The organism is Streptomyces lasalocidi (genome assembly GCF_005280215.1).
GTDB classification, from domain to species: Bacteria; Actinomycetota; Actinomycetes; order Streptomycetales; family Streptomycetaceae; genus Streptomyces; species Streptomyces longwoodensis.
In genome coordinates this window covers 4,097,851-4,123,455 of record NZ_SZNQ01000001.1, presented here as the reverse complement: position 1 = coordinate 4,123,455, position 25,605 = coordinate 4,097,851, and the positions used below count along the sequence as shown (strand labels likewise).

At 74.9% G+C, this 25,605-nt stretch carries 25 protein-coding genes and 1 pseudogene; 12 read left to right on the top strand and 14 right to left on the bottom strand.

The genetic code is table 11. The annotated features are described in order from the left end of the window. Positions 1-60: 60 nt before the first annotated feature. Together E4U91_RS18490 and E4U91_RS18485 are read left to right on the top strand one after the other, a co-directional pair. A complete protein-coding gene (locus E4U91_RS18490; protein ID WP_137307891.1) occupies positions 61-393 on the top strand; it encodes an SCO5918 family protein in 333 nt (110 codons plus the stop codon). Positions 394-894: 501 nt separating this feature from the next. Continuing rightward, positions 895-1,254, top strand: a complete 360-nt coding sequence (locus E4U91_RS18485) for a MerR family transcriptional regulator (RefSeq protein WP_137307890.1) — start codon at positions 895-897, stop codon at positions 1,252-1,254. 39 nt (positions 1,255-1,293) lie between these two features. Here E4U91_RS18485 and E4U91_RS18480 read toward each other — a convergent pair whose 3' ends face one another. Then, a complete protein-coding gene (locus E4U91_RS18480; protein WP_137307889.1) occupies positions 1,294-2,046 on the bottom strand; it encodes a DUF4232 domain-containing protein in 753 nt (250 codons plus the stop codon). A gap of 188 nt (positions 2,047-2,234) precedes the next feature. On the opposite strand from E4U91_RS18480, the gene E4U91_RS18475 reads away from it, so the two are divergent. The 4 genes from E4U91_RS18475 to E4U91_RS18460 all read left to right on the top strand — a co-directional run bounded on the left by E4U91_RS18475 (position 2,235) and on the right by E4U91_RS18460 (position 5,683). Further along, positions 2,235-3,611: a transcriptional regulator gene (locus E4U91_RS18475; RefSeq protein WP_137307888.1), complete on the top strand. Its 1,377-nt coding sequence runs from the start codon at positions 2,235-2,237 to the stop codon at positions 3,609-3,611. 69 nt (positions 3,612-3,680) lie between these two features. Further along, positions 3,681-4,193 carry a P-loop NTPase family protein gene (locus E4U91_RS18470; protein ID WP_137307887.1) on the top strand — a complete coding sequence of 171 codons (513 nt, stop codon included), beginning with the start codon at positions 3,681-3,683 and terminating at the stop codon, positions 4,191-4,193. A gap of 144 nt (positions 4,194-4,337) precedes the next feature. After that, positions 4,338-5,111, top strand: a complete 774-nt coding sequence (locus tag E4U91_RS18465) for a polysaccharide deacetylase family protein (protein WP_137307886.1) — start codon at positions 4,338-4,340, stop codon at positions 5,109-5,111. Between the two features lie 116 nt (positions 5,112-5,227). Continuing rightward, positions 5,228-5,683 carry a tellurite resistance TerB family protein gene (locus E4U91_RS18460; protein WP_067242240.1) on the top strand — a complete coding sequence of 152 codons (456 nt, stop codon included), beginning with the start codon at positions 5,228-5,230 and terminating at the stop codon, positions 5,681-5,683. Positions 5,684-5,701: 18 nt separating this feature from the next. Here the strand turns inward: E4U91_RS18460 and E4U91_RS18455 are convergent, their stop codons facing one another. Next, positions 5,702-6,634, bottom strand: a complete 933-nt coding sequence (locus E4U91_RS18455) for a M56 family metallopeptidase (protein ID WP_137307885.1) — start codon at positions 6,632-6,634, stop codon at positions 5,702-5,704. Positions 6,635-6,640: 6 nt separating this feature from the next. Further along, the gene (locus E4U91_RS18450; RefSeq protein ID WP_137307884.1) at positions 6,641-7,054 is read right to left on the bottom strand and encodes a BlaI/MecI/CopY family transcriptional regulator; all 414 of its coding nucleotides are present in this window, start codon (positions 7,052-7,054) and stop codon (positions 6,641-6,643) included. A gap of 547 nt (positions 7,055-7,601) precedes the next feature. On the opposite strand from E4U91_RS18450, the gene E4U91_RS18445 reads away from it, so the two are divergent. The 3 genes from E4U91_RS18445 to E4U91_RS18435 all read left to right on the top strand — a co-directional run bounded on the left by E4U91_RS18445 (position 7,602) and on the right by E4U91_RS18435 (position 9,875). After that, positions 7,602-7,805 carry a cold-shock protein gene (locus E4U91_RS18445; RefSeq protein ID WP_030379203.1) on the top strand — a complete coding sequence of 68 codons (204 nt, stop codon included), beginning with the start codon at positions 7,602-7,604 and terminating at the stop codon, positions 7,803-7,805. A gap of 193 nt (positions 7,806-7,998) precedes the next feature. Beyond that, positions 7,999-9,504, top strand: a complete 1,506-nt coding sequence (locus E4U91_RS18440; protein WP_137307883.1) for a DEAD/DEAH box helicase — start codon at positions 7,999-8,001, stop codon at positions 9,502-9,504. 80 nt (positions 9,505-9,584) lie between these two features. Then, complete coding sequence (locus E4U91_RS18435) at positions 9,585-9,875, top strand: SCO5918 family protein (RefSeq protein WP_137307882.1); 291 nt, start codon at positions 9,585-9,587, stop codon at positions 9,873-9,875. A gap of 57 nt (positions 9,876-9,932) precedes the next feature. On the opposite strand, the gene E4U91_RS18430 is transcribed toward E4U91_RS18435, so the two are convergent. Both E4U91_RS18430 and sigJ read right to left on the bottom strand, forming a co-directional pair. Beyond that, a complete protein-coding gene (locus tag E4U91_RS18430; protein ID WP_137307881.1) occupies positions 9,933-11,132 on the bottom strand; it encodes an NAD(P)/FAD-dependent oxidoreductase in 1,200 nt (399 codons plus the stop codon). Between the two features lie 122 nt (positions 11,133-11,254). Then, on the bottom strand, positions 11,255-12,199 hold the full coding sequence (gene sigJ / locus E4U91_RS18425) for an RNA polymerase sigma factor SigJ (protein ID WP_137307880.1): 945 nt from the start codon (positions 12,197-12,199) through the stop codon (positions 11,255-11,257). A gap of 274 nt (positions 12,200-12,473) precedes the next feature. Between sigJ and E4U91_RS18420 the strand changes: the two genes are divergently transcribed. Beyond that, complete coding sequence (locus tag E4U91_RS18420) at positions 12,474-13,571, top strand: carboxylate-amine ligase (RefSeq protein WP_137307879.1); 1,098 nt, start codon at positions 12,474-12,476, stop codon at positions 13,569-13,571. Between the two features lie 18 nt (positions 13,572-13,589). Here the strand turns inward: E4U91_RS18420 and E4U91_RS18415 are convergent, their stop codons facing one another. The 3 genes and pseudogenes from E4U91_RS18415 to E4U91_RS18405 form a co-directional block, all read right to left on the bottom strand. Next, entirely contained in the window at positions 13,590-14,309 is a 720-nt protein-coding gene (locus E4U91_RS18415) for a hypothetical protein (RefSeq protein WP_241678623.1), read from the bottom strand. Continuing rightward, positions 14,257-14,484, bottom strand: a pseudogene (locus tag E4U91_RS18410) (DUF2071 domain-containing protein); the annotation flags it as partial. The gene E4U91_RS18415 and the pseudogene E4U91_RS18410, both read right to left, overlap by 53 nt. A gap of 180 nt (positions 14,485-14,664) precedes the next feature. After that, positions 14,665-15,438, bottom strand: a complete 774-nt coding sequence (locus E4U91_RS18405; RefSeq protein ID WP_137307878.1) for a VOC family protein — start codon at positions 15,436-15,438, stop codon at positions 14,665-14,667. Positions 15,439-15,788: 350 nt separating this feature from the next. Here E4U91_RS18405 and E4U91_RS38120 point away from each other — a divergent pair, with 350 nt between their 5' ends. Next, entirely contained in the window at positions 15,789-16,751 is a 963-nt protein-coding gene (locus E4U91_RS38120) for an SCO2400 family protein (RefSeq protein ID WP_168218133.1), read from the top strand. A gap of 26 nt (positions 16,752-16,777) precedes the next feature. On the opposite strand, the gene E4U91_RS18395 is transcribed toward E4U91_RS38120, so the two are convergent. The 6 genes from E4U91_RS18395 to E4U91_RS18370 form a co-directional block, all read right to left on the bottom strand. Next, positions 16,778-17,806: a phosphotransferase family protein gene (locus E4U91_RS18395; RefSeq protein WP_137307876.1), complete on the bottom strand. Its 1,029-nt coding sequence runs from the start codon at positions 17,804-17,806 to the stop codon at positions 16,778-16,780. 160 nt (positions 17,807-17,966) lie between these two features. After that, on the bottom strand, positions 17,967-18,749 hold the full coding sequence (locus tag E4U91_RS18390) for an SDR family NAD(P)-dependent oxidoreductase (RefSeq protein WP_137307875.1): 783 nt from the start codon (positions 18,747-18,749) through the stop codon (positions 17,967-17,969). Positions 18,750-18,813: 64 nt separating this feature from the next. Continuing rightward, on the bottom strand, positions 18,814-20,100 hold the full coding sequence (locus E4U91_RS18385; protein WP_168218132.1) for a vWA domain-containing protein: 1,287 nt from the start codon (positions 20,098-20,100) through the stop codon (positions 18,814-18,816). Further along, positions 20,097-21,416 carry an AAA family ATPase gene (locus E4U91_RS18380; protein WP_422070903.1) on the bottom strand — a complete coding sequence of 440 codons (1,320 nt, stop codon included), beginning with the start codon at positions 21,414-21,416 and terminating at the stop codon, positions 20,097-20,099. The genes E4U91_RS18385 and E4U91_RS18380 overlap by 4 nt, the downstream gene beginning before the upstream one ends. A gap of 86 nt (positions 21,417-21,502) precedes the next feature. Beyond that, positions 21,503-23,014 carry a hypothetical protein gene (locus E4U91_RS18375; protein ID WP_422070902.1) on the bottom strand — a complete coding sequence of 504 codons (1,512 nt, stop codon included), beginning with the start codon at positions 23,012-23,014 and terminating at the stop codon, positions 21,503-21,505. A 180-nt stretch (positions 23,015-23,194) separates the two neighbouring features. Then, positions 23,195-23,659, bottom strand: coding sequence for a luciferase domain-containing protein (locus tag E4U91_RS18370; protein ID WP_137307871.1), 465 nt, complete (start codon positions 23,657-23,659; stop codon positions 23,195-23,197). A 347-nt stretch (positions 23,660-24,006) separates the two neighbouring features. On the opposite strand from E4U91_RS18370, the gene E4U91_RS18365 reads away from it, so the two are divergent. Further along, complete coding sequence (locus tag E4U91_RS18365; protein WP_137307870.1) at positions 24,007-25,587, top strand: carbohydrate-binding protein; 1,581 nt, start codon at positions 24,007-24,009, stop codon at positions 25,585-25,587. Positions 25,588-25,605 lie beyond the last annotated feature (18 nt).

Below are 25,605 nucleotides of genomic sequence, written 5' to 3'. Positions count from 1 at the left end.
ACCGCGTCGCACAGTGTCGCCCCATGTCCCCCTCCCGCGACTTCTCCCCTGTGAGGCATCATGCGCTGCGTCATCGCCCGGTACCCCTTCGAGCTGACCCGGACCGGGGTGCTCGCCTCCATGAAGGGGGTCAGGCCCGAGCTCATCACCACCGAGTCCGTGACGGTCGGCCGGCGTCGCTACCCCGTCATGCAGGTGGGCCAGGTCCTCACCCGGCAGGACCGGCGCGACTTCACGGCCGGCGAGGTCCTGCGGGCCATGACGCGGCTCGGTTTCACCTGTCACGAGCGGCCCGGAAGCGCGGGCCCCGGGCAAGCGGATGCCCCCGGCGGGGTCTCCGCGCTCACCGCGGCGTCCCGGCTGCTCGGCGGCGCCGGGCCCATGGCCGCATGACACCGGGCGGGTGACCGCCTTCACAGAACCCAGTGGGGCCCTGCCGACGCGCGTCGGCAGGGCCCCACTGTCATGTCCGCGGAGGATCCGGTTCCCCCTCCGCCGAGCGAGTGAAATCTGTCCTTGCCGGTGTAGGTTTTCGCGCCCTGGCGGGGTATGGTTCTTCTCGTAGACAACGGTCGAGCGAGAACCGCCAGACATGAACTGGCGGGTGACTGAAGACGAAGTACCAGGTCAGCAGTCCGTTCGGAAGAAATGGAGGAGCAGACGCCATCAGGATCGCCCGGTCCGAGAACGTTCGGTCCGGGTACCGCAAGACCCCGGAATGGATGGTGGTCCCCGGTCAAGCAGCTGCGATCCCCCGCTCCGCCCTGCCGGGCCGGGTAGCGGAAACAGAAGGTCGGCACCGCACTAGGGCCGACGGATGGTGTTGAATTTCCTTCGGGGCCTTGGTGCCGTACGGCACCAAGGCCCCTCGACGCGTTCGCACAGCGAGGTGACATGACATCGGACCACCCTCTGAATGATCGTCTGGACGACGACGACTATCCGGCGTACACGATGGGCCGGGCAGCCGAGATGCTCGGCACCACTCCGGCGTTCCTGCGTGCCATCGGCGAGGCCCGTCTGATCACGCCGCTCCGTTCGGAGGGTGGACACCGTCGGTACTCCCGCTACCAGCTGCGGATCGCCGCCCGCGCCCGGGAGCTCGTGGACAAGGGGACTCCGATCGAGGCAGCGTGTCGCATCGTCATCCTGGAGGACCAGCTCGAGGAGGCGCAGCGCATCAACGCCGAGTACCGCCGCGCCGCCAGCGGGTCGTCGGCGGGCAGCGCCGGCTCGGGTGCGAGCTCCCGCTGAGAACTGCCCGCCGGCTCGGCCGGCCGTAGGCCGTGAGGACTACCAGCTGACCGCGTCGTCCATCGACTGCTGCCAGTACGTGACCTTCAGCGAGTCGTCGACGTAGACGCCCTGCGCGGGCAGGGACGGCTGGGCCGCCGTGCCGACGCTCCCGTTGCCGGAGCGGCCCTGGAAGTGGACGGTCAGGGACTTCACCGTGTGGCCGTTCGTGCCGCTGCCGTCGGCGGCGGCCAGACTCACCGAGGCGTAGCCGGACTGGCCCGGCTCCAGCGTGACCACCGCCTGCGGCTGCGAGTCCTCGATGACCGGGGGCACGGCCTGGGCCTCGCCGAAGCGGACCGCCGGGTAGCCGTAGAGGAAGCACGTCCGGCTGCCGGTGTTGGTCACGGTGAGCAGCATGTGGTTCACGGGGCGGGTCAGCGGAGCCGCGGTCGTCCTGGTGACCGATCCCTCGCAGGTGACCGGCTTGCGGGACGCACCGGTCCCACTGGACCCACCCGATCCGCCGGACGCGGCGGGTGCCTTCGTCCCGGAGTCCTTGCCCGCCGGGCCGTTCGCCGCCGGTGCCGAGGCGTCCGTCCCCGAGTCCTGGGTGGTGCCGGCCGCGGGCTCGTCCTGCGGCGGCGCGGTGGCGGTGCCGTTCGCGGTCGAGGGGGTCCCGGTCGTCCTGCCCTCGCTCTCGACGCCCGTTCCGTCGTTGCACGCGGTCAGGGAGAGGGCGGCGAGTACGACGGTCGCGGCGGCGCCGACGAGGCGGGCGCGGGGAGTGCGGGCGGTGCGGAAGCTGGACATGTGGCTGAGCCCCTTCGGTGTGCGGGTTGCCGTGGTGATTGGATGACCGAAGCTTGTGCGGCGTTCCGTCCCACCCGCCACGACCAGCGGGCAGTTCGGGACGCTGGAACGGTGAAACAGGCTCTGAGCTGCAGAAATACCGACGTCCTGGAACGCTGTGCTGGGACACGAGGGGACGGGGGAACGGGGTGCCGGGGGCAACGGGGGCAACGGGGGCTGAGGGAACGGAGGCGTTCGCGCGGCTGCTGCGCGAGCTCAAGGACCGCTCGGGGCTGAGCTACGGGGCGCTCGCCAAGCGGATGCACATGAGCACGTCCACGCTGCACCGCTACTGCAACGGCACCGCGGTGCCCGTCGACTACGCACCCGTGGAGCGCCTCGCCCGCGTCTGCAAGGCGACGCCGGACGAGCTGGTGGAGCTGCACCGGCGCTGGATCCTGGCGGACGCGGCGCGCGGGAACAAGGGGGAGCGGGAGCAGCCGGGTGCGGCGGCAGCCGCGGTCACCGGGACGGGGGCGGAGGCGTCCGAAGGGACGGCCGGGACCGGCGACGCGCCCCTCACCGACGCCCCCAGCACCGCCGGCCACACCTCGCACCACCCCACCCACGCCGACCCCGTCGTCTCCGACGTCCCCCGCGACCCCGCCCCGCCACTCCGCCGCCGTCAACGCCGTACCGCCCTGGTCGCCGCCTGTGTCGCCGGTGTCGTCGCGCTCGGGGCCGCCGTGTTCGTCGTTCCTCCGCTGCTGGGCGGCGGGGACGACGACTCGGGCGACCGCCGGGCGGTGGCCGGTGCGACCGCGCCCGGCAGCGAGGCGCCGGACGACGGGAAAGCGACCGCCTCCCCGTCCCCGGGCGCGACGCGGCCCACGCCGTCCCCGTCCGCCTCCCCCACCGCCGCCCGCTCCCGTGCGCCGCAGGACGACGGCGGCGCCGCCCCGCGCGACGACGACCGCGGCACCGCTGCCGTTCCGCTCACCGTCGGGACCCGGCCGTACGTCTACGACAGCCCGTGCAGCCAGCACTTCCTCGTCGACAGCGAACCGGAGCAGGTGGGTCCGCCGGCGGATGAGCAGGACGCCGTGCGCTGGGCGGCCGCGTACGGGGCGGTGTCCTCGGACGAGCAGGAGATCGCGCTCACCGTGCAGGGCACGGGTGAGGACACCGTTGTCCTGGAGGCACTGCACGTGCGGGTCCTGAGCAAGGGCGCGCCGCTCGCCTGGAACGACTACTCGATGGGCGTCGGCTGCGGCGGTGGTGTGGGGACCAAGGTGTTCGACATCGACCTCGACGACGGCAGCCCCACGGTCGGCGTCAGGAACGGCCAGCGCCCCTTCCCCTACAAGGTCAGCGAGTCCGACCCCGAGGTCTTCTACGTCACCGCCCGCACCGCCGCCCACGACGTTCGGTGGGACCTGACCCTGGACTGGTCCAGCGGGAGCCGCCGGGGGACGGTCCACATCGACGACTCCGGGTCGCCGTTCCGCACGAGCGCCGGCGCGGGCCGCCCGGGCTACGACTACCCGCTGGGCGGCGGGGAGTGGATCAAGCGCGAGGGCGGCTGACCGCGGGGCGTTGTCAGTGCCGTCTGCTCTACTTCCCCCAGGGCTTGACCGGGGGTTCGGGGGATCGACATGGGTGTGCTGTGCGACTACTTCCACGCGGCCGACCGTGCGACGGCGGTGGAGCTGGCCATCGGTCCGGACGGCGACTGGCTGAGCGGGACGTCGCTGGAGGACACGGGCGCGGACTGGATCGACGCCAAGGGCATCGACCCGGACGTGGTGCTCGCGCAGCTGGTCGCCTTCGTGGAGGGCGCCGCCTCCGGCGCCTCCGTGAACGGCGGTCCGGCGGACGGGCCCGAGCTGGTCTGGCCCGACGTGCCGTACCCGCGGGGCGGGTTCGAGGAGCCCGGCTCTCCGTGGAACACCGGGCTGATACTCCAGCAACTCCCCGACCGCTGGCGGGACCTGCTCGCCGCGCTTCCCGAGGACGCGGTCCCGGGAGTGGCGGCCCGGTGGTCCGGGATCGAGGAGCTCCGCTTCGCCGATCCGCGCGACGCCGAGGACGCGGTGGTCACCTTCGTACGCCTGGCCGACCGGGCGCGCGCGACGGGGGCCCACTTGTACTGCCGGTGCTGCGTGTGAGGCGGGTCGGCGTCCGTCGAGTTGTTCCCGGAGTTCCCCGGAATTGTCCGTAGTCCGTAACGGACGGATCCTCCCGGGCCCCGCTGTCGTCCTGCCGGGTGGTCGTTCGAACAAACGGGGCAACTGTGGGAAGGCGGGGCGGGCATGGCGCGGCACGGGGGCAGGCGGGGCTGGTACGGCAAGGTCGTCGGTGCGGCGCTCGGGGTGACGCTGGTCGCCGCCGGGGCCTCGGTGTGGGCGGCGCAGGCCGGTGCCGCGGGGGGCGGTCCGTCGAAGGCGGCCGCGTCCGCCACGCCGGTCAGCGAGGTCAAGGCCGTCGACGTGAGCATCGTGCACGCCTCCGACCGGGGCCCGCGGGGCGTCAACATCACCATCGACGACGGGCCCGACCCGCGCTGGACCCCGCAAGTGCTCGACGTGCTGCGGGAGTACGGCGTGAAGGCCACGTTCTGCATGGTGGGCACGCAGGCGCAGGCCCACCCCGACCTGGTGAAGCGGGTCGTCGCCGAGGGGCACCGGCTGTGCGACCACTCGGTGTCGCACGACACCACCATGGACAAGCAGTCCGAGGCGTACCAGAAGCAGCAGGTCCTCGACGCCGAGCGCATGATCACCGAGGCGTCCGGGGGTGTCCGGCCGATGTACTACCGGGCGCCCGGCGGTGCGTTCACGCCGTACAGCCGTACGCTCGCCGCCTCGCGGGGCATGCGCCCGCTGGGCTGGAACGTCGACACCAAGGACTTCGAGCGGCCGGGCACGGACGCCATCGTCGCCACCGTCCAGCGGGAGGTGGCGAACGGGCCGACGCTGCTCTTCCACGACGCGGGCGGCGACCGCTCCCAGACGGTCGAGGCGCTGCGCCGGGTCCTGCCCTGGCTCAAGGACCAGGGCTACTCGTTCGGCTTCCCGGTGCGGTGAGTCGGCGGTGAGCCGGCGGTGAGGCGGACGCGCGCCGGAGCCAGGAACTTATCCGCCGCGTCGCTAGTTTCTACGGTGCTGTAGATCTGACGACCACGCACACACATGGAGTTCTCATGGCCCTGTGGGACCGCATCAAGGAGTCCGCGTCAACGATGCAGACCCAGCTCGTGGCGAAGAAGAACGACCTGAAGAGCGGCGCCTTCCGCGATGCGAGCATGGCGATGTGCGCCCTGGTCGCGGCCGCCGACGGCACGATCGACCCGGCCGAGCGGCAGCGCGTGGCCCAACTGATCGCCACCAACGAGGTGTTGCAGAACTTCGACGCCGACGACCTGCGCCGCCGCTTCGAGGCGAACCTCGACAAGCTCACCGCCGACTTCGCCTTCGGCAAGGTCAGCGTGTTGCAGGAGGTCGCCAAGGCGAAGAAGAAGCCCGCCGAGGCACGGGCCGTGATCCAGATCGGCATCGTCATCGGCGGCGCCGACGGCGACTTCGACAAGACCGAGCAGGCCGTCGTCCGCGAGGCGTGCTTCACGCTCGACCTGCCGCCGCACGAGTTCGACCTCTGACCGGTCCGGCGGCACCCCCTACAAGGGTGTCGCCGCCCGCAGGACGAGGGCCAGCGTGACGGCGGAATTCGCGGACGACATGGCCGACAAGGCCGTCCCCGCGGCCGCCGTCCAGGCCGCGAGACCCACGGCGGTGAACGCCGACGGCCACGCCCGGGTCACCGGGGCCGGGGCGAGGAGCGCGGCGACCCGCCGCGGCACCGGGCCGGGCGCGGCCAGGCCCGCGAGGGTCGGCACCGGCGTGCCCCGGGAGACCAGCGCCGCCCTGCCGATCGCGCGGGCCACGGCGCGGCGGCTGCCGACGGCCTCGGCCGCCGCCTCGTCCGCCCAGCGCTCCGTCGTGTAGGCCACCGCGGCCCGCAGGGGGCGCAGGAACGGGTTGGCGCGGGCGGCCAGCCGCACGGTGAGCAGGTACCGGTGGTGGCGGGCCGTCAGGTGCGCCCGCTCATGGGCGAACAGCGCGCGGCGTTCGGCGGGTTCGAGGTGCGCCAGCAGGGCCGTCGTCACGACGACCCGGCCACGCGGCCCGCCCGGCAGCGCGTACGCGTAGGGCTCGCCGTCGGGCAGCACGGCGACCTCGGTGTCCGGCAGGCCGGCCAGGGCCGCCTGGCCCCGGCGGCGCACCCGCCCATGGCGCCAGAGGGTGCCCGCGCACGCGGCGAGCACCACGAGCAGCGTGGGCACGGCCGCCCGGCCGGCCACCTCGTCGTACGGCACCGCCGCGCGGACCTCGGGGTCGGACCAGCCGTCGGGCAGCGGGTTGCCGGGCAGTTGGGCGGTGCCCACCACCATCAGCAGGGCCAGGCACACCGTGCTGCACGTCGCCATGACGGCGGCCAGCGCGGTCAGCAGCCGGGTGGCCGTGCGGGGGTGCAGGTGCTGCGCGGCGAGCCGGGCGACCGGCCACGCCGTCAGCGGCAGGACCAGCGGGAGGAAGACGAACACGCCCACGCGGCCTCAGTCCTCCCCCTCGGGCCTCGCGCGCTCCAGCAGGTCCCGCAGGAGGCGTTCGTCGCCGGCGTCGAGCGAGGTGACGAAGCTGGCGAGGACCGCCTCCCGGTCGCTCTCCCGGTCGAGCAGCTTGCGCATCTTGTGCGCGGCGAGTCCCGCCCGGTCGGACACCGGCGTCCAGGCGAAGGACCGGCCGGCGCGCTCCCGGGTCACCGCTCCCTTGGCCAGCAGCCGCGTGAGGATGGTGATCACGGTGGTGTAGGCGAGGTCGCCGCCGAGGCGTTCCTGCACCCAGCCCGCCGTCGCCGGGCCGTCGGCCTCCCGCAGGGCGGCCAGGACCAGCCCCTCCAGTTCGCCCTGGGCCCGGCGCCGGGGGCGCTGCCGCCGGTCGCGCCGGGCGGGTTCCCGGTCGTCCGTCACCCTCTCTCCCCTCCGCCGCGCCGCGGTCCCGTGCGGGACCGGTTCCGTGAGCGGTCCATCGTAGGGACCCACGAACGGCCGAGGCGCCGGGAGTGTCGCGGGGAACGCACAGAAATGACTTGGGCGCGAGAGGAAATCTGCCGTGACGCGTGCAGATTGGCTGGTGTGGCGCAGTCGACCGCCCGGCCCACGAGTCGGCCACCGGCGCCGCGCCCGGCGCCAGTTGTGCGGCGTCCGGCCCGGGAAACGGCTCGCCGGGACGGCCGGCCGGGAAGCGCGGGCCCGGAGGGTGCCGTCGGACGCGACGAATATCTCATGCCACCGGTACAGATTTGCGGTGGGTGCGTGGATCAGAATATCCGGGCGCGGGGGAAACGCATGGCCGCGTGCCGGTGACCTGTGTTAGCGTGATAACTGTTGCAGTTTTGGTTGCCAGAGATTCAAGTCTTTGCAGTGCTTTCCGGATTCTTCCGGAGGGGTGATCATCGCGGCGACGCGGATTCCGTAAAGTGCGGAGTCCGGTACTGCCCCCCAAGGGAGATTCAACATGGCATCTGGCACCGTGAAGTGGTTCAACTCGGAAAAGGGCTTCGGCTTCATCGAGCAGGACGGTGGCGGCGCTGACGTGTTCGCCCACTACTCGAACATCGCCACGTCCGGCTTCCGTGAGCTTCAGGAAGGCCAGAAGGTTACCTTCGACGTCACGCAGGGCCAGAAGGGCCCGCAGGCCGAGAACATCGTTCCTGCCTGACGCTGACGCGTACGCGGGCCTCGTGCCCGCGACATCTCATGTGGCTGGGGCCCGCGCTCTCGGGGTGCGGGCCTCCGCTCATTCCCGGATTTTCTTTCGGCTCATTCTTGTGAATCCTCGTGCGGTCGAGCGTCGCGTCACCACGCCCCCGGAGGAATTCCTCGATACGTGCCGCATCGAGGAAGGTTCCCCCATGAACCGCGCCCGCCCCGCGCGTGGCAACCGTTTTCGCTCCCCCGACTCGCACCACCGCGGTTCCCGTCCCACCGCCGGCACCGGACGCCCCAACGGGCGCAAGGGCCAGGGCGACCGGGGCCGCAGCTCGGGCCAGGCCCAGCGCCCGCAGGAATTCGCCCTGCCGGAGACCATCACCCCGCCGCTGCCGCCCGTCGAGGCGTTCGCCGAACTCGACATGCCCCAACGGCTGCTCGCCGCGCTGGACGCCGAGGGCGTCGTCGAGCCGTTCCCCATCCAGGCGGCCACCCTGCCGAACGCGCTGGCCGGCCGGGACGTCCTCGGCCGCGGCCGCACCGGCTCCGGCAAGACGCTGGCCTTCGGGCTGCCCGTCCTCGCCCGGCTCGACGGACAGCGGGCCCAGCCCCGCCAGCCGCTCGCGCTGGTCCTCGTGCCCACCCGCGAGCTCGCCCAGCAGGTGACCGACGCGCTCACCCCGTACGCCCGTGCGCTGCGGCTGCGGCTCGCGACCGTGGTGGGCGGCATGTCGATCGGCCGTCAGGCGGGCGCCCTGCGCGCCGGCGCCGAGGTCGTCGTCGCCACGCCCGGCCGCCTCAAGGACCTCATCGAGCGCGGCGACTGCCGGCTCGACCAGGTCGGCACCACCGTGCTCGACGAGGCCGACCAGATGGCCGACATGGGCTTCATGCCGCAGGTGACCGCGCTGCTCGACCAGGTCGCGCCGGGCGGGCAGCGGCTGCTGTTCTCGGCCACCCTCGACCGGAACATCGACCTGCTGGTGCGCCGCTACCTGCACGACCCGGTCGTGCACTCGGTGGACTCCTCCGCCGGCAGCGTCACCACCATGGATCACCACCTGCTCCACGTGCACGACACGGACAAGCACGCCACGGCCACCGAGATCGCCGCCCGCGAGGGACGCGTGATCATGTTCCTGGACACCAAGCACGCGGTGGACAAGATGGCCAAGCACCTGCTGTCCGTGGGTGTGCGCGCCTCGGCGCTGCACGGCGGCAAGTCCCAGCCGCAGCGCAACCGCACGCTCGCCCAGTTCAAGGACGGCCAGGTCACGGCGCTGGTCGCGACCAACGTCGCCGCCCGCGGCATCCACGTCGAGGGCCTCGACCTGGTCCTGAACGTCGACCCGCCCGGCGACCACAAGGACTACCTGCACCGCGGCGGCCGTACGGCGCGGGCCGGCGAGTCCGGCACCGTCGTCACCCTGGTGCTGCCGCACCAGCGGCGCGCGATGGACCGGCTGATGGCCGACGCCGGCATCACGCCCAGCAGCGCCCGGGTGCGGCCCGGCGAGGCGGAACTCGGCCGCATCACCGGCGCGCGGACCCCGTCCGGCGTGCCCGTCGTCATCCCCGTCCCGGCCCCGGCGGCCCCGTCGGCCGGACAGCGGCGCGCGGGCGCCGGCACCGGGTCGGCGGGCGGGCGCAGCCGCGGCCGGCGGGGCGCGTCGCGTCCCCGGCGCTCCGCGCCGCGGGACGACCGCTGACCCGCCCCCCTGCTCCAGCTCCCCCTCGCGGCCCCGGTCCCGGCCGGGGTCCTTCCTTCCCGTACTCCCGTGGAGGCGTCATGCGCTGTGTCATCGCCCGGTTCCCCTTCGACCTGACCAAGAGCGAGGTCGAGCACTCGATGCGGGACGTCACGCCCGAGCCGGCCGTCGGCACGTGCGTGACCGTCGGGAGTGAGGTCTACCCGGTCAAGCAGGTCGGCGAGATCGTCACCCGGCAGGACCGGCGCGACTTCACCGCCGCCGAGATGCACCGGGCGCTGACCCGGCTCGGCTTCACCTGCCACGACGCCGTGGTCACCCCGGCCGCCGCGCCGGCCGGCGAGGTGTCCGCCGAAGGCTGGGGCTGGTAGCCCTTCCCCCGTGAGGCCCCGGCACCTGGTGGTGCCGGGGCTTCGTCGTGCCACGGCTCACGCGGCGGCTTCGGCCGGGGCGGTCCCGGCGGACGCCGGCTGCTCGACGACGGCGCGGCGGCGGGTCGGCATGCCGAGGGTCGGGTGGGCGACGGCCCAGACCGCGCCCTTGCAGACCAGCTCCTTGTAGACGGCGGCGATGCGTCCGGCCAGGGCGCGCGGGACGGCGCGGTCGTCGGCGGTGACGTACTGGATGAGGCCGTCCTTGCGGCCCAGCGAGACGCACTGGTTGAAGTAGCGCAGCGGGACGTCCTTCCGCTTGCCGCCGGTCAGGCGGGCCGCGATGGCGTCGGCGGCCTGCCAGGCCGAGGGGGTGCCCGAGGCGCACGACATGCGCAGCGGCTTGTCGCCGGGGCCCATCGCCCAGGCCGCGTCGCCGACGGCGTAGACGTCCGGGTGGGAGACCGAGCGCATCGTGCCGTCGACGACGATCCGGCCGGTGTCGGTGACCTCCAGGGTGGTGGCCCGCGCGATCGGGTGGACGGTGAAGCCGGTGGTCCACACGGTCGCGGCGGACGGCAGGACCGTGCCGTCGGCGGTGAGGACCAGGTCGGCCTCGACGCCGACGACCGCGGTGTGCTCGTGCACCGTGACGCCCAGCCGGTCGAGGACCTCCCCCAGGTGCCGGCGGCCCTTGTCGGACAGCCAGTCGCCGAGACCGTCGCGGGCGACGAGGGCGACGTCGAGGTCCGGGCGGGCCTCGGCGATCTCCGTCACGGCCTCCAGGCCGGTCAGGCCGCCGCCCACGACCACGACGGGCCGTCCGGCGTCCAGCGCGGCCAGGTGCTCGCGCAGCCGCAGTGCGCCGGCGCGGCCGGCCAGCTCGTGGGCGTGGTCGGCGGCGCCGGGGACGCCCTGGTCGTCCCAGTGGCTGCCGAGGGCGTAGACGAGGGTGTCGTACGGCAGTTCGTCCGGGCCGTCGGCGGTGGTGAGGGTGACGGCCTTGCGGTCGGCGTCCACGGCGGTGACCCGCGCGACCCGGAGGTCGACACCGGTGCCCTCGAACATCTCGGCGAGCGGCCGGTGCGGGAGGTCGCGGCCGGTGGCGAGCTGGTGCAGCCGCACCCGCTCGACGAAGTCGGGCTCGGCGTTGACGAGGGTCACGGAGACGTCTTCGCGGCGCAGGCGCTTGGCGAGCCGCCCGGCGGCGCTGGCTCCGGCGTATCCGGCTCCGAGGACGACGATGCGGTGCTGCATGTCGGTGCTCCTGTCTGGTCCGTTGTCGGCGGTTCGCCCCTTGAACCGGACGGCGCGCCGATTCCTGACAGCGGAGTGGTGTGAAGCAGGTCACATCGCCGTGGAGCTGCGGTGCGCCGGGCTCAGAAGGCGGTGAGCAGGGGCTCCCCGTGGTCGTCGGCCGCCCAGGCGCGGGTCGCCCGCCCGAGCTTGGCGGGGTTGACCTGGTTGCGGAACGCGGCGATGCCGTCCGGGGTCACCTCCAGGCACATGACGCCGATGACCCGGCCGTCGAGCACGGCGACCAGGGCGGGACCGCCGTTCGCGGTCGTCGCGTACACGTCGGGCGAGCCGCCGACCAGGGCGCGCTTGGCCTTGCCGGGCTTGAACAGGCCCCGCAGGAAGGTCGCCACGGCGAGCGCTCCCCGGAACCCCTTGGCGCGGGCGGGGATCACACCGCCGCCGTCACCGACCGCGACCGCGTCCGCGGTGAGCAGCCGGACCAGCGGCTCGGTCCGGCCGCTGGTCGCTGCGGCGAGGAACTCGTCGACGATCCTCCGGGCCGCGGACTCGTCGATCTCGGCGCGGGCCCGGCCCTCGGCCACGTGCTTCTTGGCGCGGTGGTAGATCTGCTGGCTGGCGGCCTCGGTGAGGTCGAGGATCTCGGCGATCTCCCGGTGCGGGTAGTCGAACGCCTCCCGCAGCACGTACACCGCCCGCTCGTTGGGCGACAGCCGCTCCATCACGGTGAGCACCGCGTACGACACCGACTCGCGCTGTTCGGCGGTGTCGGCGGGGCCGAGCATCGGGTCGCCGGCCAGGAGGGGCTCGGGGAGCCACTCGCCGACGTAGGTCTCGCGCCGGGCGCGGGCCGAGGTGAGCTGGTTCAGGCACAGGTTGGTGAGGACCTTGGTCAGCCACGCCTCGGGTACCTCGATGCGCCCGGGGTCGGCCGCCTGCCAGCGCAGGTACGTCTCCTGCACGACGTCCTCGGCCTCGCTCGCGGACCCGAGCAGCCGGTAGGCGATGGCCTCCAGCCGCCCCCTGGACGCCTCGAACCGTTCCACGTCACCGACGGTCGTCGCCATGGGCGCGATCCTAGTCCGCGCCGGTCGGGGCGGCGCGGGGACCGGGGCCGACGGGGGCGGGGCACCGGTGCGGCGGACCGGTGGGGGACGGCTCACGGGGCGGGCGCCGCCGCGACGCGGTCCCGGCAGGCACCACCCGGTGCGGTCGGCTCTCCCCACGGGTCCCCCGCGGACCCCCCACGGGTCCGTCCGGGGGGCCGGGACGGGACGGACGTTTGGAACCGGCCGGATCGCCCCACTCGTCCCCCGCATCCGCGAGGAGGACAGGACCTTGATGACGAGAACCGTGGGGGTCGAAGAGGAGTACCTCCTGATGGACGCGACCACCGGACTCCTGGCCCCGCACGCGGAGAAGGTGCGCTCCGCGGCCGGCCTGGAGCCCTTCGTCGCGCCGCAGGAGATCCAGGCCGAGCTGCTGCAGGCGCAGGTGGAGGTGGTCACGCCGATCTGCGGCGCGCTGGAGGAGGTCGGCGGCCACCTGCTGCGGCTGCGGCACGCGGTCGCCCAAGCGGCCGCGGCGCACGGCTGCCGCGTGGTGGCGAGCGGCACCCCGCCGCTGCCCAAGGGCGCGCCGGTCACCGTCACCGAACTGCCCCGCTACCGGGCGCTGGAGCGGCAGGCGCCGCAGCTGGTCGCAGAGCAGCTGGTCAACGGCATGCACGTGCACGTGGCGGTGCCCGGCCGGCACGTCGGCGTGCAGGTGCTGAACCGGATCCGCGTGTGGCTGCCGGTGCTCACCGCCATGGCCGCGAACTCACCCCTGTGGGAGGGGCACGACACCGGGTTCGCCAGCTGGCGCACGGTCGTCTTCGACCGCTGGCCGGTCAGCGGCATCCCGCCGGCCTTCGCCGACGACACCGACTACGACCGGCGGATCGGCCGGCTGGTGGAGACCGGCGTGATCGGGGACACCGGGCAGCTGTACTGGCAGGCCCGGCTGTCCGAGCGGTGCCCCACGGTCGAGGTGCGCTGCATGGACGTACAGCTGCGCACCGAGGACGCGGTGATGTTCACCGGGCTGGTGCGCGGCCTGGTGGAGACGGCGGAGCGGGAGGCCGCGGCCGGGCGGCCGGCGCCGGACACCCCGCCGGAGCTGTTGCAGGTGGCCATGTGGCAGGCCGCCCGGCACGGGCTCGGCGCGGAGCTCGTCGACCCGGAGGGGCGGCGCTGCCGGGCGGGCGACGCGGTGTCGATGCTGCTGGAGCACGTGGAGCCGGCGCTGGAGGTCGCCGGTGACACCCGCGAGGTGACGTCCCTGGTGCACCGCCTGTTCCAGGAGGGCACCGGCGCGGACCGGCAGCGCGAGGCGCTGGCCCGGGGCGGTCCGGCGGGGGTGGTCGACCTGGTCACGGACACGGGGGCGTTGCCCTGACGGGGACCGCCCGTGCCCTCACTCCCTGACGTCCACCGTGGTCACCACCCGGGCCAGACCCGGCTTGCGCGGGACCGAGCCGAAACCGAAGCGGACCGGTGGGGTCACGGGGGTGAGGGTGCCGAGGTCGTCGCCCTCGTGGGCCGCCGACGCGGCGGCGATCGCGTGCAGGTCCCGCACCCCGTACCACTCCCGGCGTCCCCCGCCCGCGCTGCCGCGGGTCCGCACGCCGCCCGGCAGCAGCCGGGCCGGTCCGTCGGTCAGGGCGCACCACGCCGGACGTGTCGCGAGCGCCCCCGGCACCGCCCGCAGCAGCAGGCCCAGACCGCCCCGTCGGCCCACGGTGAAGCGCAGGGCGAGGGGTCCCGCCGTGACCGACCAGAGCCGTCCGCCGGCGCCCGCGTCGGCATCGCGACCGCCACCGCCGCCGCCATCGCCGTCTGTGTCCACCTCTACGTCCACGGGCACGATCCGCACCGTGTCGAAGACGTACGTGGCCGCCACGAAGTCGGCGACCTCGCGTGAGGGTGCGAGCAACAGCCGCTCCCCGTCCGGCCGTTCGACCATCACGTCGCTGAACGGGCCGAGCGGCGTCCGGGGCCAGTGCCCCAGCACGACCCGGGTGCCGCCGGAGAAGCCGAGCCCCGCGATCCAGCCGTCGAACCGCAGGCGCCGGCGTCCGCGCTCACCTCGGGCCCGCTGCCGGGCCGACGGGCCGGGACGGACCGAACCGTACATGCCGTACCCCCTCCGAGTAGTGCACCAGCGGTGCCGAGGCGGGCGCGGGCAGGCCGGCCGCCCTGGTCAGGGTCTCCTCCAGCACCTCGACGGACGCCTCGGCGAGCGGCCACGGCTCGTGCTCCACGGGCGTCTCCCACAGCAGGCCGAGCCGGCGGGTGTAGGCGCGCCGGCGGGAGGTGAGCCGACCAGCACCCGCTGCTCGGCTCCGTAGGCCACCACGCCCGCCGGGTTCCCGCCGCCTCCCGGGAGAAACGACGGGCGGGAGCGGAGGACGGTCACCCGGTGCGGACGCGTGGGGACGCCTGCGGACACCTGCGGACCGGCGTGGACGCCCGCGCGCCCCCGGCCCGCGTCAGGCCTGGCGCGGGTTCGGCTTCAGGACCGCGAAGACCGCCTCGCAGGGGTCCGCCAGCCAGGCGATGCGGCCCACCTCGGGCACGTCGGAGGCCGGCATCACCACCGTTCCGCCGTGGCTCCGCACCAGGTCGGCCGAGGCGTCCGCGTCGGCGACGGCGAAGTACGGCACCCAGCGCACGCCCTCCGGCTCGCCCCGGTGCTCGGCCACACCGCCGAACGCCGTCTGCTGCCGGTCGCCCTCGGCCAGGCTGAGCACCCGGTACGTCATCCCCGGCGCCTGCATCACCTCCGAGCGCCAGCCGAACAGCCCGCTGTAGAAGTGGATCGCGGCCTCCGGGTCCTCGGTGTGCAGTTCGACCCACAGCAGCGTGTCGTCCTCGGCCGCCCGCTCCAGGCCCTGGTCGGACTTCAGCACGGCGAACTGCGCGCCCTGCGGGTCGGTGAACTGCGCCATCGAGGAGTCGCCCATGCTCATCGGCTCGGCCCGCACCGTCCCGCCCGCCGCGACCACCGCCCGCGTGGTCGCATCGACGTCGTCGCTGCGGAAGTACGTCATCCACGCCGACCGCGCGCCCCGCTCGGTCAGCCGGCCGACGGCGCCGACCGTCCGGTCGCCCTTGCGGAAGACGCCGTACCCGCTGCTCTCCGGCCCGGCGGTCTCGTACGTCCACCCGAAGACGGCGGAGTAGAAGGCGGCCGCCGTCGCGGTGTCCGGGCTGCCGAGGTCGATCCAGACGGGTGATCCGGTGCGGAAGCGGGTGCCGAGCATGGGGTTCTCCTGCCGGTCGGAAGCGGGGGCGCCCGCCACTATGCCGACGGCGGCGTACGACACGGCCCACCGGGCCCGCGTGGTGCGGGGGTTTCACCCGTGGCGCGGAGCCCGGCGCGGGAACGGACGGCGGGCCGGGCGGCGACGGCGCGTGCGCGGGGCGGGACGGTACGGAGCGGTCCGGCGCGGTCCACGTGAGCCGCCCGGAATCCGCGCAGGAGCGCCACACACGCTGCACACGGCCTGGCGAAAGCCCCGTTAGCGTGACTGGCCGCTCGGCCTCCCGTGCGAGCGTGACCAGGCCGTGGACCCGGTGGGCCCACGACGCAGTCGAACCAGGAAGACCGCAGATGGACTACTGCTCCGCGTGTCGCCGGCACCTCAACGGCGCCCTGGTGTGCCCCGGGTGCGGCGCCTACGCCCCGGACATCGCCCCACCCGGCACGGAGGGCCGCCGGCCGTTCGCGGTGGGGGACGCGGGGGACGCAGGCGGTGCGGCAGGAGGCGACGGCGGCTCCGGGGCGTCCGGACGGCCCGATCGGGCCGACTCCACCGTGCCGGGGCCCATGGGTCCTGCGGGTCCCACGGCTCCCCCACGCCCCCGGGGCGCCTGGGACGACGTGTCGCGGGGGACCGGGTCCGTCCTTCCGCAGTCCTGGCACGAGGACCGGGCGGACGACGCCCACGCGCCGGAGACCGGCGACGTCTCGGACGCGCCGCCCGCCCCGCGGGGCCGGGCCGCGCGGCGCCGTCAGCGGGTGCGCTGGAGGAAGAGCCAGCGCCGGGCCGTGGTGGCGACGGCCGTGGCGCTCGTCGGTGGCGGTCTGACGCTCGCCTCGCTCGACCGGCACGCACCCGACCGCACCCGGGCGGCAGCGGCACCGGACGACCGGGCCATGGGCGCGGCGCGCGCACAGGTGCGGGACGACGACGCGGGCGGTGCGGTGGCGGCCGTACCCGCGGCCTCGGTCTCCGCCCCGGCCCGCACCCTGCCCCGCACGCAGTCACCGGCCGCGGGCACTCCGGCGAGCGCCGCCGGTCCCTCCGCCCCGGGCACCCCTGCCCCCACCGCGGCCCGCCCGGACTCCGCGGCCGAGCCGCGCCCGGTCGGCTCGGACGCCGCCGGTCCGGGGACGGCCACCACCGTGCCGATGACCGGTGAGGCTCCCCGTACGACCCCGGCCGACCAGTCGGCGACGGCCACCGACCCGGCGCCCCAGGCCCCGGCGTCCACCCAGCCGGCGCCCGATCCGGCGGCCACCTCCCCGAGCCGGCCGGACCGGCTCTGCCTGCTGGTGGTGTGCCTGGGCTGAGCCCGCTCCGGATCAGGTGTCGTCGCCTACCCCAGCGCGCGCAGCTCCGCCACGGCCTCGGCCAGGGTGCGCCGGCAGAACGCCAGGTGGTCACCGACGTAGCCGCGCGGGCCGCACTCGACCACGAGGAGCAGGCCCAGGTAGAGGCGGTACAGCGCCAGCCGGTGCCGGACGGCCGGGGTGAAGTCGAGGTGGCCGCCGGCCTCGGTGTACCCGGCGACCAGGTCGCTGTCCGGGCCCGTGTCGCCGCCGAAGGCGAGGGAGACCAGCTCGGCCACCGGGTCGCCCCAGAACGCCCGCTCGTGGTCGATGATCCCGGTGATCCGGGGTGCCCGTGGGCCCTCTCCGCCGCCGGGGACGTCGACGAAGACGTTGCCCGGCCACAGGTCGAAGTGGACCAGGCGGGGCTCGGTGACCTCACCGAGGACGCCCTTGCCCTCGGCGACGAGGGCGCGGATGACGGCGGGCGGCACGTCGAGCGGGGATGTCAGGGGGGCGGCACCGGCGGCGTCTTGGGCATCTGCGGCGTCCTGCAGAAGTGCGTCCACCATCGCCGTGAAGGCCGTCGGCCAGTCGGGCGCCGACAGCGCGGCCTCGGGGGCCGGGTAGCCGAACCGGCCGTCCGGTGCGGTCAGGGTGTGCAACCGGGCGGTGACGGCGCCGAGTTCACGGCGCAGCGCGTCCTGCGTGACCGGCGGCAGGCCGTCGGCCACCTTGTCCCAAGGGGTGCCGTCCAGCACGGAGAGGACCACGAACTCCGGCCCGGAGTAGAGGAGTTCCGGGGTGGGGACCTGCCCGGGCGGGAGGGCCGCGAGGCGGCCGTAGACCATCGCCTCCGTCGCCGTGATGCCGCGTTCGTAGCGCAGCACCGGGGCGTCCGGCGGCGGGGCGAGTTTGACGACGGCGGGACGGCCGTCGTCGAGGACGACCCGGTAGGCGGCGGCGAACCAGCCGTCGGTCAGCTCCGCCTCCACCCGGCACCCGACCCCGGTGGAGGCGCGCAGCAGGGCGTCGAGGTCGGCGGGGGACAGGTGGCGCTTGGTCCGGCTCTGCATGGCGGCCCGCTTTCGGCTTCGGCCGAGACGACGGCGACGACGGCGATGACGGCGATGACGGCGACGGAGATGACGGCCCGGACGGCGACGGCCCCGGACACCGCGCCCGGGAGCGCTCCCACCCTGCCGTCGCCCCGCGGCCCGGTCAAGGGAGGGTGCGTCAGTGGACGGAGAGCCCGCCGTCCACGAACAGGGACTGCCCGGTGACGTAGGCGGAGGCCCGGCTCGCCAGGAAGACCGCGGCCCCGGCGAAGTCCTCCGCGAGGCCGTTGCGGCCGACCATCGTGCGGGCGGCGAGGGCGGCGACCCGCTCGGGGTCGGACGACAGGCGGGCGTTGAGCGGAGTCATCACGAAGCCCGGCACGAGGGTGTTGCTGGTGACGCCGTACGGTGACCACGCCTCGGCCTGGGAGCGGGCCAGCGATTCGAGGCCGCCCTTGGAGACGCCGTAGACGCCGCTCTGCACGAAGGCGCGGTGGGCCTGCTGGGAGCTGATGTGGATGATCCGCCCGAAGCCCCGCTCGGCCATGCCGGGGCCGAACCGCTCGCCGAGCAGGAAGGGCGCCTCCAGGTTGACGGCCAGGGTGGTGTCCCAGACGTCCTCGCCCACCTCGCCCATCGGGGGGCGCAGGTTGACGCCGGCGCTGTTGACGAGGATGTCCGGCTCCCCGAAGGCGGCGGCCGCCTCCTCGGCCGCCGCGCGGACCCCGGCCCGCGTGCCCAGGTCGGCGCTCACCCAGGCCGCACGGGCGCCCAGGGCCTCCAGCTCGCCGACGGCTCGCGCCAGTTCGGCTTCCCTGCGGGCCACGATCACGACCCGCGCCCCGGCCCGCGCCAGCGCCTCGGCCACGGCCCGCCCGATGCCGGAACTGCCCCCGGTCACCAGGGCGACCCGGCCGTCGAGGGAGAACAGTTCGGAGAGGTACGCCTGCGAGGTGGTCATGGCCGCACCCTAGGAGACGCGCGGGGCGGGACGGCACCCGGGGCGGGGGCGGGCCCGGCGCCCCTCAGGGCCTGCTCCCGTCCCCGCCCCCGCCGCCGATGACCACCGTCCGTGCCCAGGCGGGCGGCCCGTCCGGGACGTAGTCGGGGTCGTCCTCGCACCAGGTACCGCCCGGTTCCTGGCGGGGGAAGAGGCCCACCACCGTCCGGCACGGCGGGCGGGTGTCCGGCCAGGGGGTCTGGCCGTCGGTCAGGACCACGACGACGTCCGGGGCGGGCCGGCCGCGCAGTGCCGTCGCGAAGCCGGTGCGCAGGTCCGTGCCGCCGCCGCCCACCAGCGGGATGCCCTCGGCGCGGCACAGCGGGTGCACGCTGCGGGCCGCCGCGTCGCAGGGCACCACGCCGACCTGGTCGCGCCGGCCGCCCACGGCCCGGGAGATGGCGGTGACCTCCAGCAGCGCGCTGCCCAGTTCGGCGTCGCTGACCGAGCCCGAGGTGTCGATGACGACGGCCACCCGCGGCGGTCTGCGCCGCAGGGCGGGCAGGACGACCCCGGACAGCCCGGCCGAGCGCCGGGCCGGGCGGCCGTAGCTGTAGTCGTCGCCGGTGCCCGCCCCGAAGGCGGCCGAGCGGATCGCCGCGCCCAGCAGTTCCCGCCAGGGCTGCGGCGGGTGGAACGCCTCCTCGGCCCACCGCCGCCAGCCCCGCGGCACGTCACCCGGGCGGCCCTTGATGCCCCGGGCGACGCGGAAGCGCACCGCGTCCCGCTCCTGGTCGCTCAGTCCGTCCGCGCCCTCGGGGCCCAGTTCCCATTCGCGCTCCAGGCCGTCGGCGCCGCTGCCGCAGTCCAGCCAGGCGAGGTGCTGGGTGAGCGGCCCGAGCCTGAACCGGCGCAGGTAGTCCTCCATGACCTTGCCCTCAGGCAGCCGCAGGTCGTCCGGCCGGACGGCGCCCTCGGGGCGGGCGAGGCCGTCGCCGTACACGTCGTCGTTGATCTCCAGGTCGGCGGCGATGTTCATGCGCAGCCGCTCCCCCGCGCCGGTCAGCCCCCGCTCGCGGGCCACCCGGTCGCCGCGCCCGTGGTGGTCGCGCAGCAGGTGGGACACCTCGTGCACCCACACCCCGGCCAGTTCCTCCAGGGGCGTGCGGTCCACGAACGCCGGGGAGACGTAGCACCGCCAGTGCCGGTCGACCGCCATCGTCGGCACCCGCCGCGACTCCACGGTGTGCAGCGCGAACAGGGCGGTCGCCAGGTACGGCCGCACGCGGACGGCGTGCAGCCGGGCCGCGTACAGCTTGCCGACGTCGAGGGCGCCGGCGCCGGCCCCCGGGGACGCCTGTTCCCGCTTCACCGGCGGACCCCGGCGCCCGCCGCGCTCGCGCCCGCCGTACGGGCCACCCGGTCCGCCCGCCGTGACAGTGCCACCACGCCCGTCAGCCGCTCGATGGACGGCGGGACGTCCCAGTCCTCGCGGCGCAGGGAGGCGAGGGTGGTGGCGGGGACGACGACCAGGTCGGGGGCGCCGGTCTCGGCCGCGCGCACGAGCAGCGCCCAGGCCGCGTCCCAGCGGTCCCGGCCCGGGCGGCGCCGGACGGCGTCGACCACGCCGTCCAGTACGGCCTGGCGCAGGTCACCGCGCCGGGGCAGCTCGGCGGCGACCGGGTCCGCGAGCAGCGTCTCGGGGTCGGGCAGGTCCATCCGGTCCACGCTCGCCAGCAGTTCGAGCCCCGGACCGTCCCCCACGGTGCCCCTGACCAGCAGTGACAGCACGTCTCGTGACACGTCCGCCGCGGTGGCGAAGGCGACCAGCCGCAGGGTCGACTCCCAGCTGCGCGGCGACGGCCACGGCCCGCCCCGCCGGCCCTCGCCGGACGGCAGCCGGTGCACGAGCTCCGGCCGGGCGGCGAGCAGCCCGCACACCGCCCGCCGCGCGAAGTCCACCGCGTCCGGCAGCCGCCGCGGGTCGAGGCGGGGCAGGGTCGCGCGGGGCCAGGTGCCGCCGAGCCCGCGGACGACGACCTCGGGGTCGTGGACCCACTGCAGGTGCACGAACCGGTTGGCCAGCGGCGGGCTCAGCTCCCAGCCGTCGGCCGCCGAGGACCGCGGGTTGGCGGCGGCCACGATCCGCACGCCCGGCGGCAGCCGCAGCGCACCGATCCGCCGCTCCAGCACCAGCCGCAGCAGCGCCGCCTGCACGGCGGGCGGTGCCGTGGACAGCTCGTCCAGGAACAGCAGCCCCCGCCCGGCCCGCACCAGCCGTACGGCCCAGTCCGGCGGGGCCAGCGGTACGCCCTGCTCGGCCGGGTCGTCCCCGACGACGGGCAGCCCCGAGAAGTCGGACGGCTCGTGCACGCTGGCGATCACCGTGGTCAGCGGCAGCTCCAGCGCCTCGGCGAGCTGCGTCAGCGCGGCGGTCTTCCCGATCCCCGGCTCACCCCACAGCAGGACGGGCAGGTCGGCCGCGACGGCCAGGGTGAGCGCCTCGAGCTGGGTGTCGGGGCGGGGTTCGGTGGCGGTGTCGGCGAGCAGCGCCAACAGGTCCCGGGCGACGTCGAGTTCGGGGGGTTCGGGGGCGGTGGACGACGAGTGGGTGGACGACGGGCGGGCGGACGGCGAGTGGGTGGACGGCGAGTCTGCGGCGGGGGTCGCGTGCGCGGGCATGGGCATGGGCATCACCTTGGGGTCGTGTGGGGGTGACGGACGGCGTCACCCGGGCGGAGAGCGTGGGAAGTGAGGTCGGGGCCGGGGCCCGCTCAGGGAAACCGGTTGGCGTGGCGGGGCCGGAACGGGTGCTCCCGGCTGCGGCGGTGGCCCGGTCCGGCCCGGTCGGGCAGGGGCCCGGGGACGACCGGTGTCCCGGTGGGCCTCGGGTGCGCGCGCCACCCGGTGCGGCTCCCGCCGCCGGGTTCGGCGAGGCCCGCGCGGAACAGCCCGTGGGCGACGCGTCGTTGCGCGGCCGTCTCCAGCTCGTCCCGCAGGGCCCCGTCGGGCAGGTTCGCGCCCGGTCCGAGCAGGTCCTCCACGACGGCCAGCGCACCGGCGAGGTCCCCGTGGTCCAGGCGCTCGCGGATCAGGCCGAGGTCGTCGGGCCTGCGGTGGGCCTCGGCGACGACCCGCAGACAGGGGAGCGGGGTGCCGGTCAGCGCGGCCAGCAGTTCCTCGCGCAGGATCTCCTCGGGCGAGTGGTCCAACGGCACGAGCACGCCGTCCGCAAGCCCGATGCGGTGCCGGTCCCCCCGGCACTCGACGAGCCTCGGTCCACTGGCCCCCGCAGGTGACGGGCCGTCCCCGGCGCCCTGCACCCGCTCCGGTACGAGTGCCGACGCGACCAGCGGGTGCAGCGCACGCGCGTCCAGGAGCCCGGTGCGCAGCAGGTGCAGGTCGGGCAGGACCCAGGTGGCCGCGTCGGGCAGGGCGGGGAGCGCACCGGCGCGGCCGGCGGTCGCCGGGGTCACGCCCCGCAGCACGGGCGCACCGCTCGCGTCGAGACCCACGTCGAGCACCAGCCGACGCCGCCCGCCGAGCCGTACGGCGACGGCACCGCCGCCGCCCCGCCCCTCGGCGCGGAGCACCAGCGCCGCTTCCTCGGCCCACCGGTCGACGGCACACCACCGGTCCGTGGGCAGGAGGCGGGCCAACTCCGGCGGTGGCGCGACCAGCTCGCCGTCGGGTGCGTCGACAGCGCCCGCCCGGGCGGCCAGTTCACCGGCCCGGCGCGCGTCCCACAGGTGTCGGTGCAGGTCCAGCCGGAACCACCGGCTGGGCCGGGGATGGGGATGGCCGCGGGACGGGGACAGGGACGGGTGCGAGGGCGTGGCGGCCGGTCGCCGGTCCTCCGGCCCGTCCCACAGCGCCAGGCTGATCCGCTGCCCCCCGTCCGCCCAGGCCGGTGCGGTGCGGGCGACGAGGTGCACCGGGGACGGGTCGCCGGGGCCGGCGGCGTAGCGGGCCAGGGTGAGGGTGAGGCCGGGACGCAGCAGTCCGTCGGGGGCGATCCGCGGCAGGTGCCAGCGCAGCAGGTCGGGTGCGAGGTGCCGCAGGTCGTCGCGCAGACGGGCGGCGAGGTCGTGGCCGTGGGTGCGAGCGACGGCACGGGGCCGGACGTCGACGTCGACGCCGGCCGCGGCGCAGGCGCCCGCCCAGTCACCGGCACGGCGCCGGGCGGTCGCGGCCTCGATCACGGAGGGCGGCACGGCGAACGCGCGCACGCGCTGCCAGAGGGAGAACCGGGTGTCCCCGTTCGCGGGGGGAGTGGCCGTCACCACTCACCTTGCGCGGACGGGACCCCCATTCCTTGAGCGAAGTGAGTCGTCATCGCCGGCGAGGCTAGCGCCCGGAGTCCGTGGGCCGCCAGGGGTTTTCCCACCCGGTGGCGCCGCGGCCACCGTACCGGCGCGAGCGGGCTCGCCCCCGCCACCGCCACCGCCACCGGCTCAGCCCCCGGCTCAGCCGAGCGGCGCGTCCCGCGGCACGAGCATGACGCGCCGCAGGTTGCACTCCGGGGTGGGCGGCGGCACGGTCGGCTCCTGGCTCGGGCGTCCGGCGGTGGCCTGGGCGGGGACCGCGTCGAGCGGCTGGGCCGGGACGCCCGCGGGGCCCGGACCCTGGTGGGCCTTGAGGGCCATGCTGACCAGGCTCATCAGCAGGTGCTGGTCGGCCTCGCAGTCGAGCCGTACGGTCACCCAGCGGGAGCCGGGCAGCAGACGGATCGCCGTCGAGGCGCGCAGGTCGGCGGCGATGCGCCGGATGGCCCCGCCGGTGAGGTGGAGGTCCACCTCGTGGTCGGTGTGGAAGTGGACGATCTCCGCGCGCGGGGTGCGCAGCGCCCGTCCTGTCCCGCAGGCGGCCGGACCCTCGGTGAGGTCGGGCCAGGCTTCGAGGCGGGCGAGGGCGCGCTGGGCCGGGGTCATGACCCCATCGTCGCGCCCTCATCTCGCGGCCACCGGGGATTGAGGGTTCCGTAACCTGGACGTGAGGTTCGCGGGCGGGCTGCCATGCGGCCCGGTCGTTCATGTCCATGAATTCCGATCACGTACACGTCTCTTGACGTGTTCGGAGCGACGCCCTTACGGTCCCGGAGAAAGCGCTTTCCCATCGTACCGACGCACCCGCTCCAGCGCAGCCGGGAAGCACGGACCGGCGCGCGTTCACGCACCCGAACGCACCACTCCCCGGGGACGCGCGGTCGCACGCCGTCCCCGGCACCGCACGGCACCACCCCCACCCCGCCGTACTCACCACCCCCTGGAGACGAACGATGCACCTGAGACCAGTCATCGCGTCCGTCGGCCTCCTGGCCGGCGCGCTCGTCGCGCTGTCCGGCCCCTCCGCGCAGGCCGCGTCCACGCGCTACGAGGCCGAGAGCTCCCCCGCGGTCTGCAAGGGCACCATCGACTCGGACTGGACGGGCTACTCCGGCTCCGGCTTCTGCAACGGCACCAACTCCACCAGTGGCTACGCCCAGTTCACGGTCAACGCGGCGAGCGCCGGCCCGGCCACGCTCTCCGTCCGCTTCGCCAACGGCTCGACGACGGCGCGCCCGGCCGCGCTGGTCGTCAACGGCACGACGGTGCAGACGCCGTCGTTCGAGGGGACCGGGGCGTGGTCGGCCTGGGTCACCAAGACGCTCACGGTGTCCCTCGACGCGGGCGCCAACACCGTCCGCCTGAACCCGACCACCTCCGGCGGCCTGCCGAACGTCGACTACCTGGACGCGGAGACCAGCGGCACCACCACCCCGCCGCCGACGAGCGGCGCGCTGTACGTGGCGCCGGGCGGCACGGACGGCGCGGCGGGCACCCAGGCGGCGCCCACCACGCTGCCGTCGGCGATCAGCCGGATCGCCCCGGGCGGCACGATCTACCTGCGCGGCGGCACCTACTCCTACGCGTCCACGATCACCGTCCCGGAGGGCAGCAACGGCACCTCCTCGGCGCGGACCACGCTGTCGGCGTACCCGGGTGAGACGCCGGTCCTCGACTTCTCGGCGCAGACGGAGAGTCCGGCCAACCGCGGCCTCCAGCTCAACGCGTCGTACTGGCGGGTGTACGGCCTCGTCGTCCAGCACGCCGGGGACAACGGCATCTACGTCGGCGGCAGCCACAACGTGATCGAGCGGACCGTGACCCGCTACAACCGCGACACCGGCCTTCAGCTGGGCCGGATCGCGTCGACCACGCCGAGCAGCCAGTGGCCGTCCGACAACCTCGTCCTGAGCGCCGAGTCGCACGACAACGCCGACTCCGACGGCGAGGACGCCGACGGCTTCGCGGCCAAGCTCACCACCGGCACCGGGAACGTCTTCCGCTACGCCGTCTCGCACAACAACATCGACGACGGCTGGGACCTGTACACCAAGACCGACACCGGCGCGATCGGCCCCGTGACGGTCGAGTACTCGCTGTCGTACAACAACGGCACGCTCTCCGACGGCACCGTGAACTCCAACGGCGACCGCAACGGCTACAAGCTCGGCGGCGACGGCATCGCGGTCGACCACGTGGTCCGGCACAGCGTCGCCTACCGCAACGGCAAGCACGGGTTCACCTACAACAGCAACCCGGGCGCCATGACCGTGACGAGCAACGTCGGCGTCGACAACGCCCAGCGCAACTTCTCCTGGGACGCCGGCACGTCGGTCTTCCGCTCCAACACCTCCTGCCGCTTCGCGGTCAGCGGCTCCAACGACAAGACCGTCGGCGACGCCGACGCCACCAACCAGTTCTGGACCGGCACCAACGGCTCCCGCTGCACCTCCTACGCGGGCGCCCTCGGCTGGTCCTTCGCCGCGGACGGCCACCTGGTGGTCACCTTCGGCGGCAACCCGGTGACCTTGTGACCCGCTGACCGGGGGCGG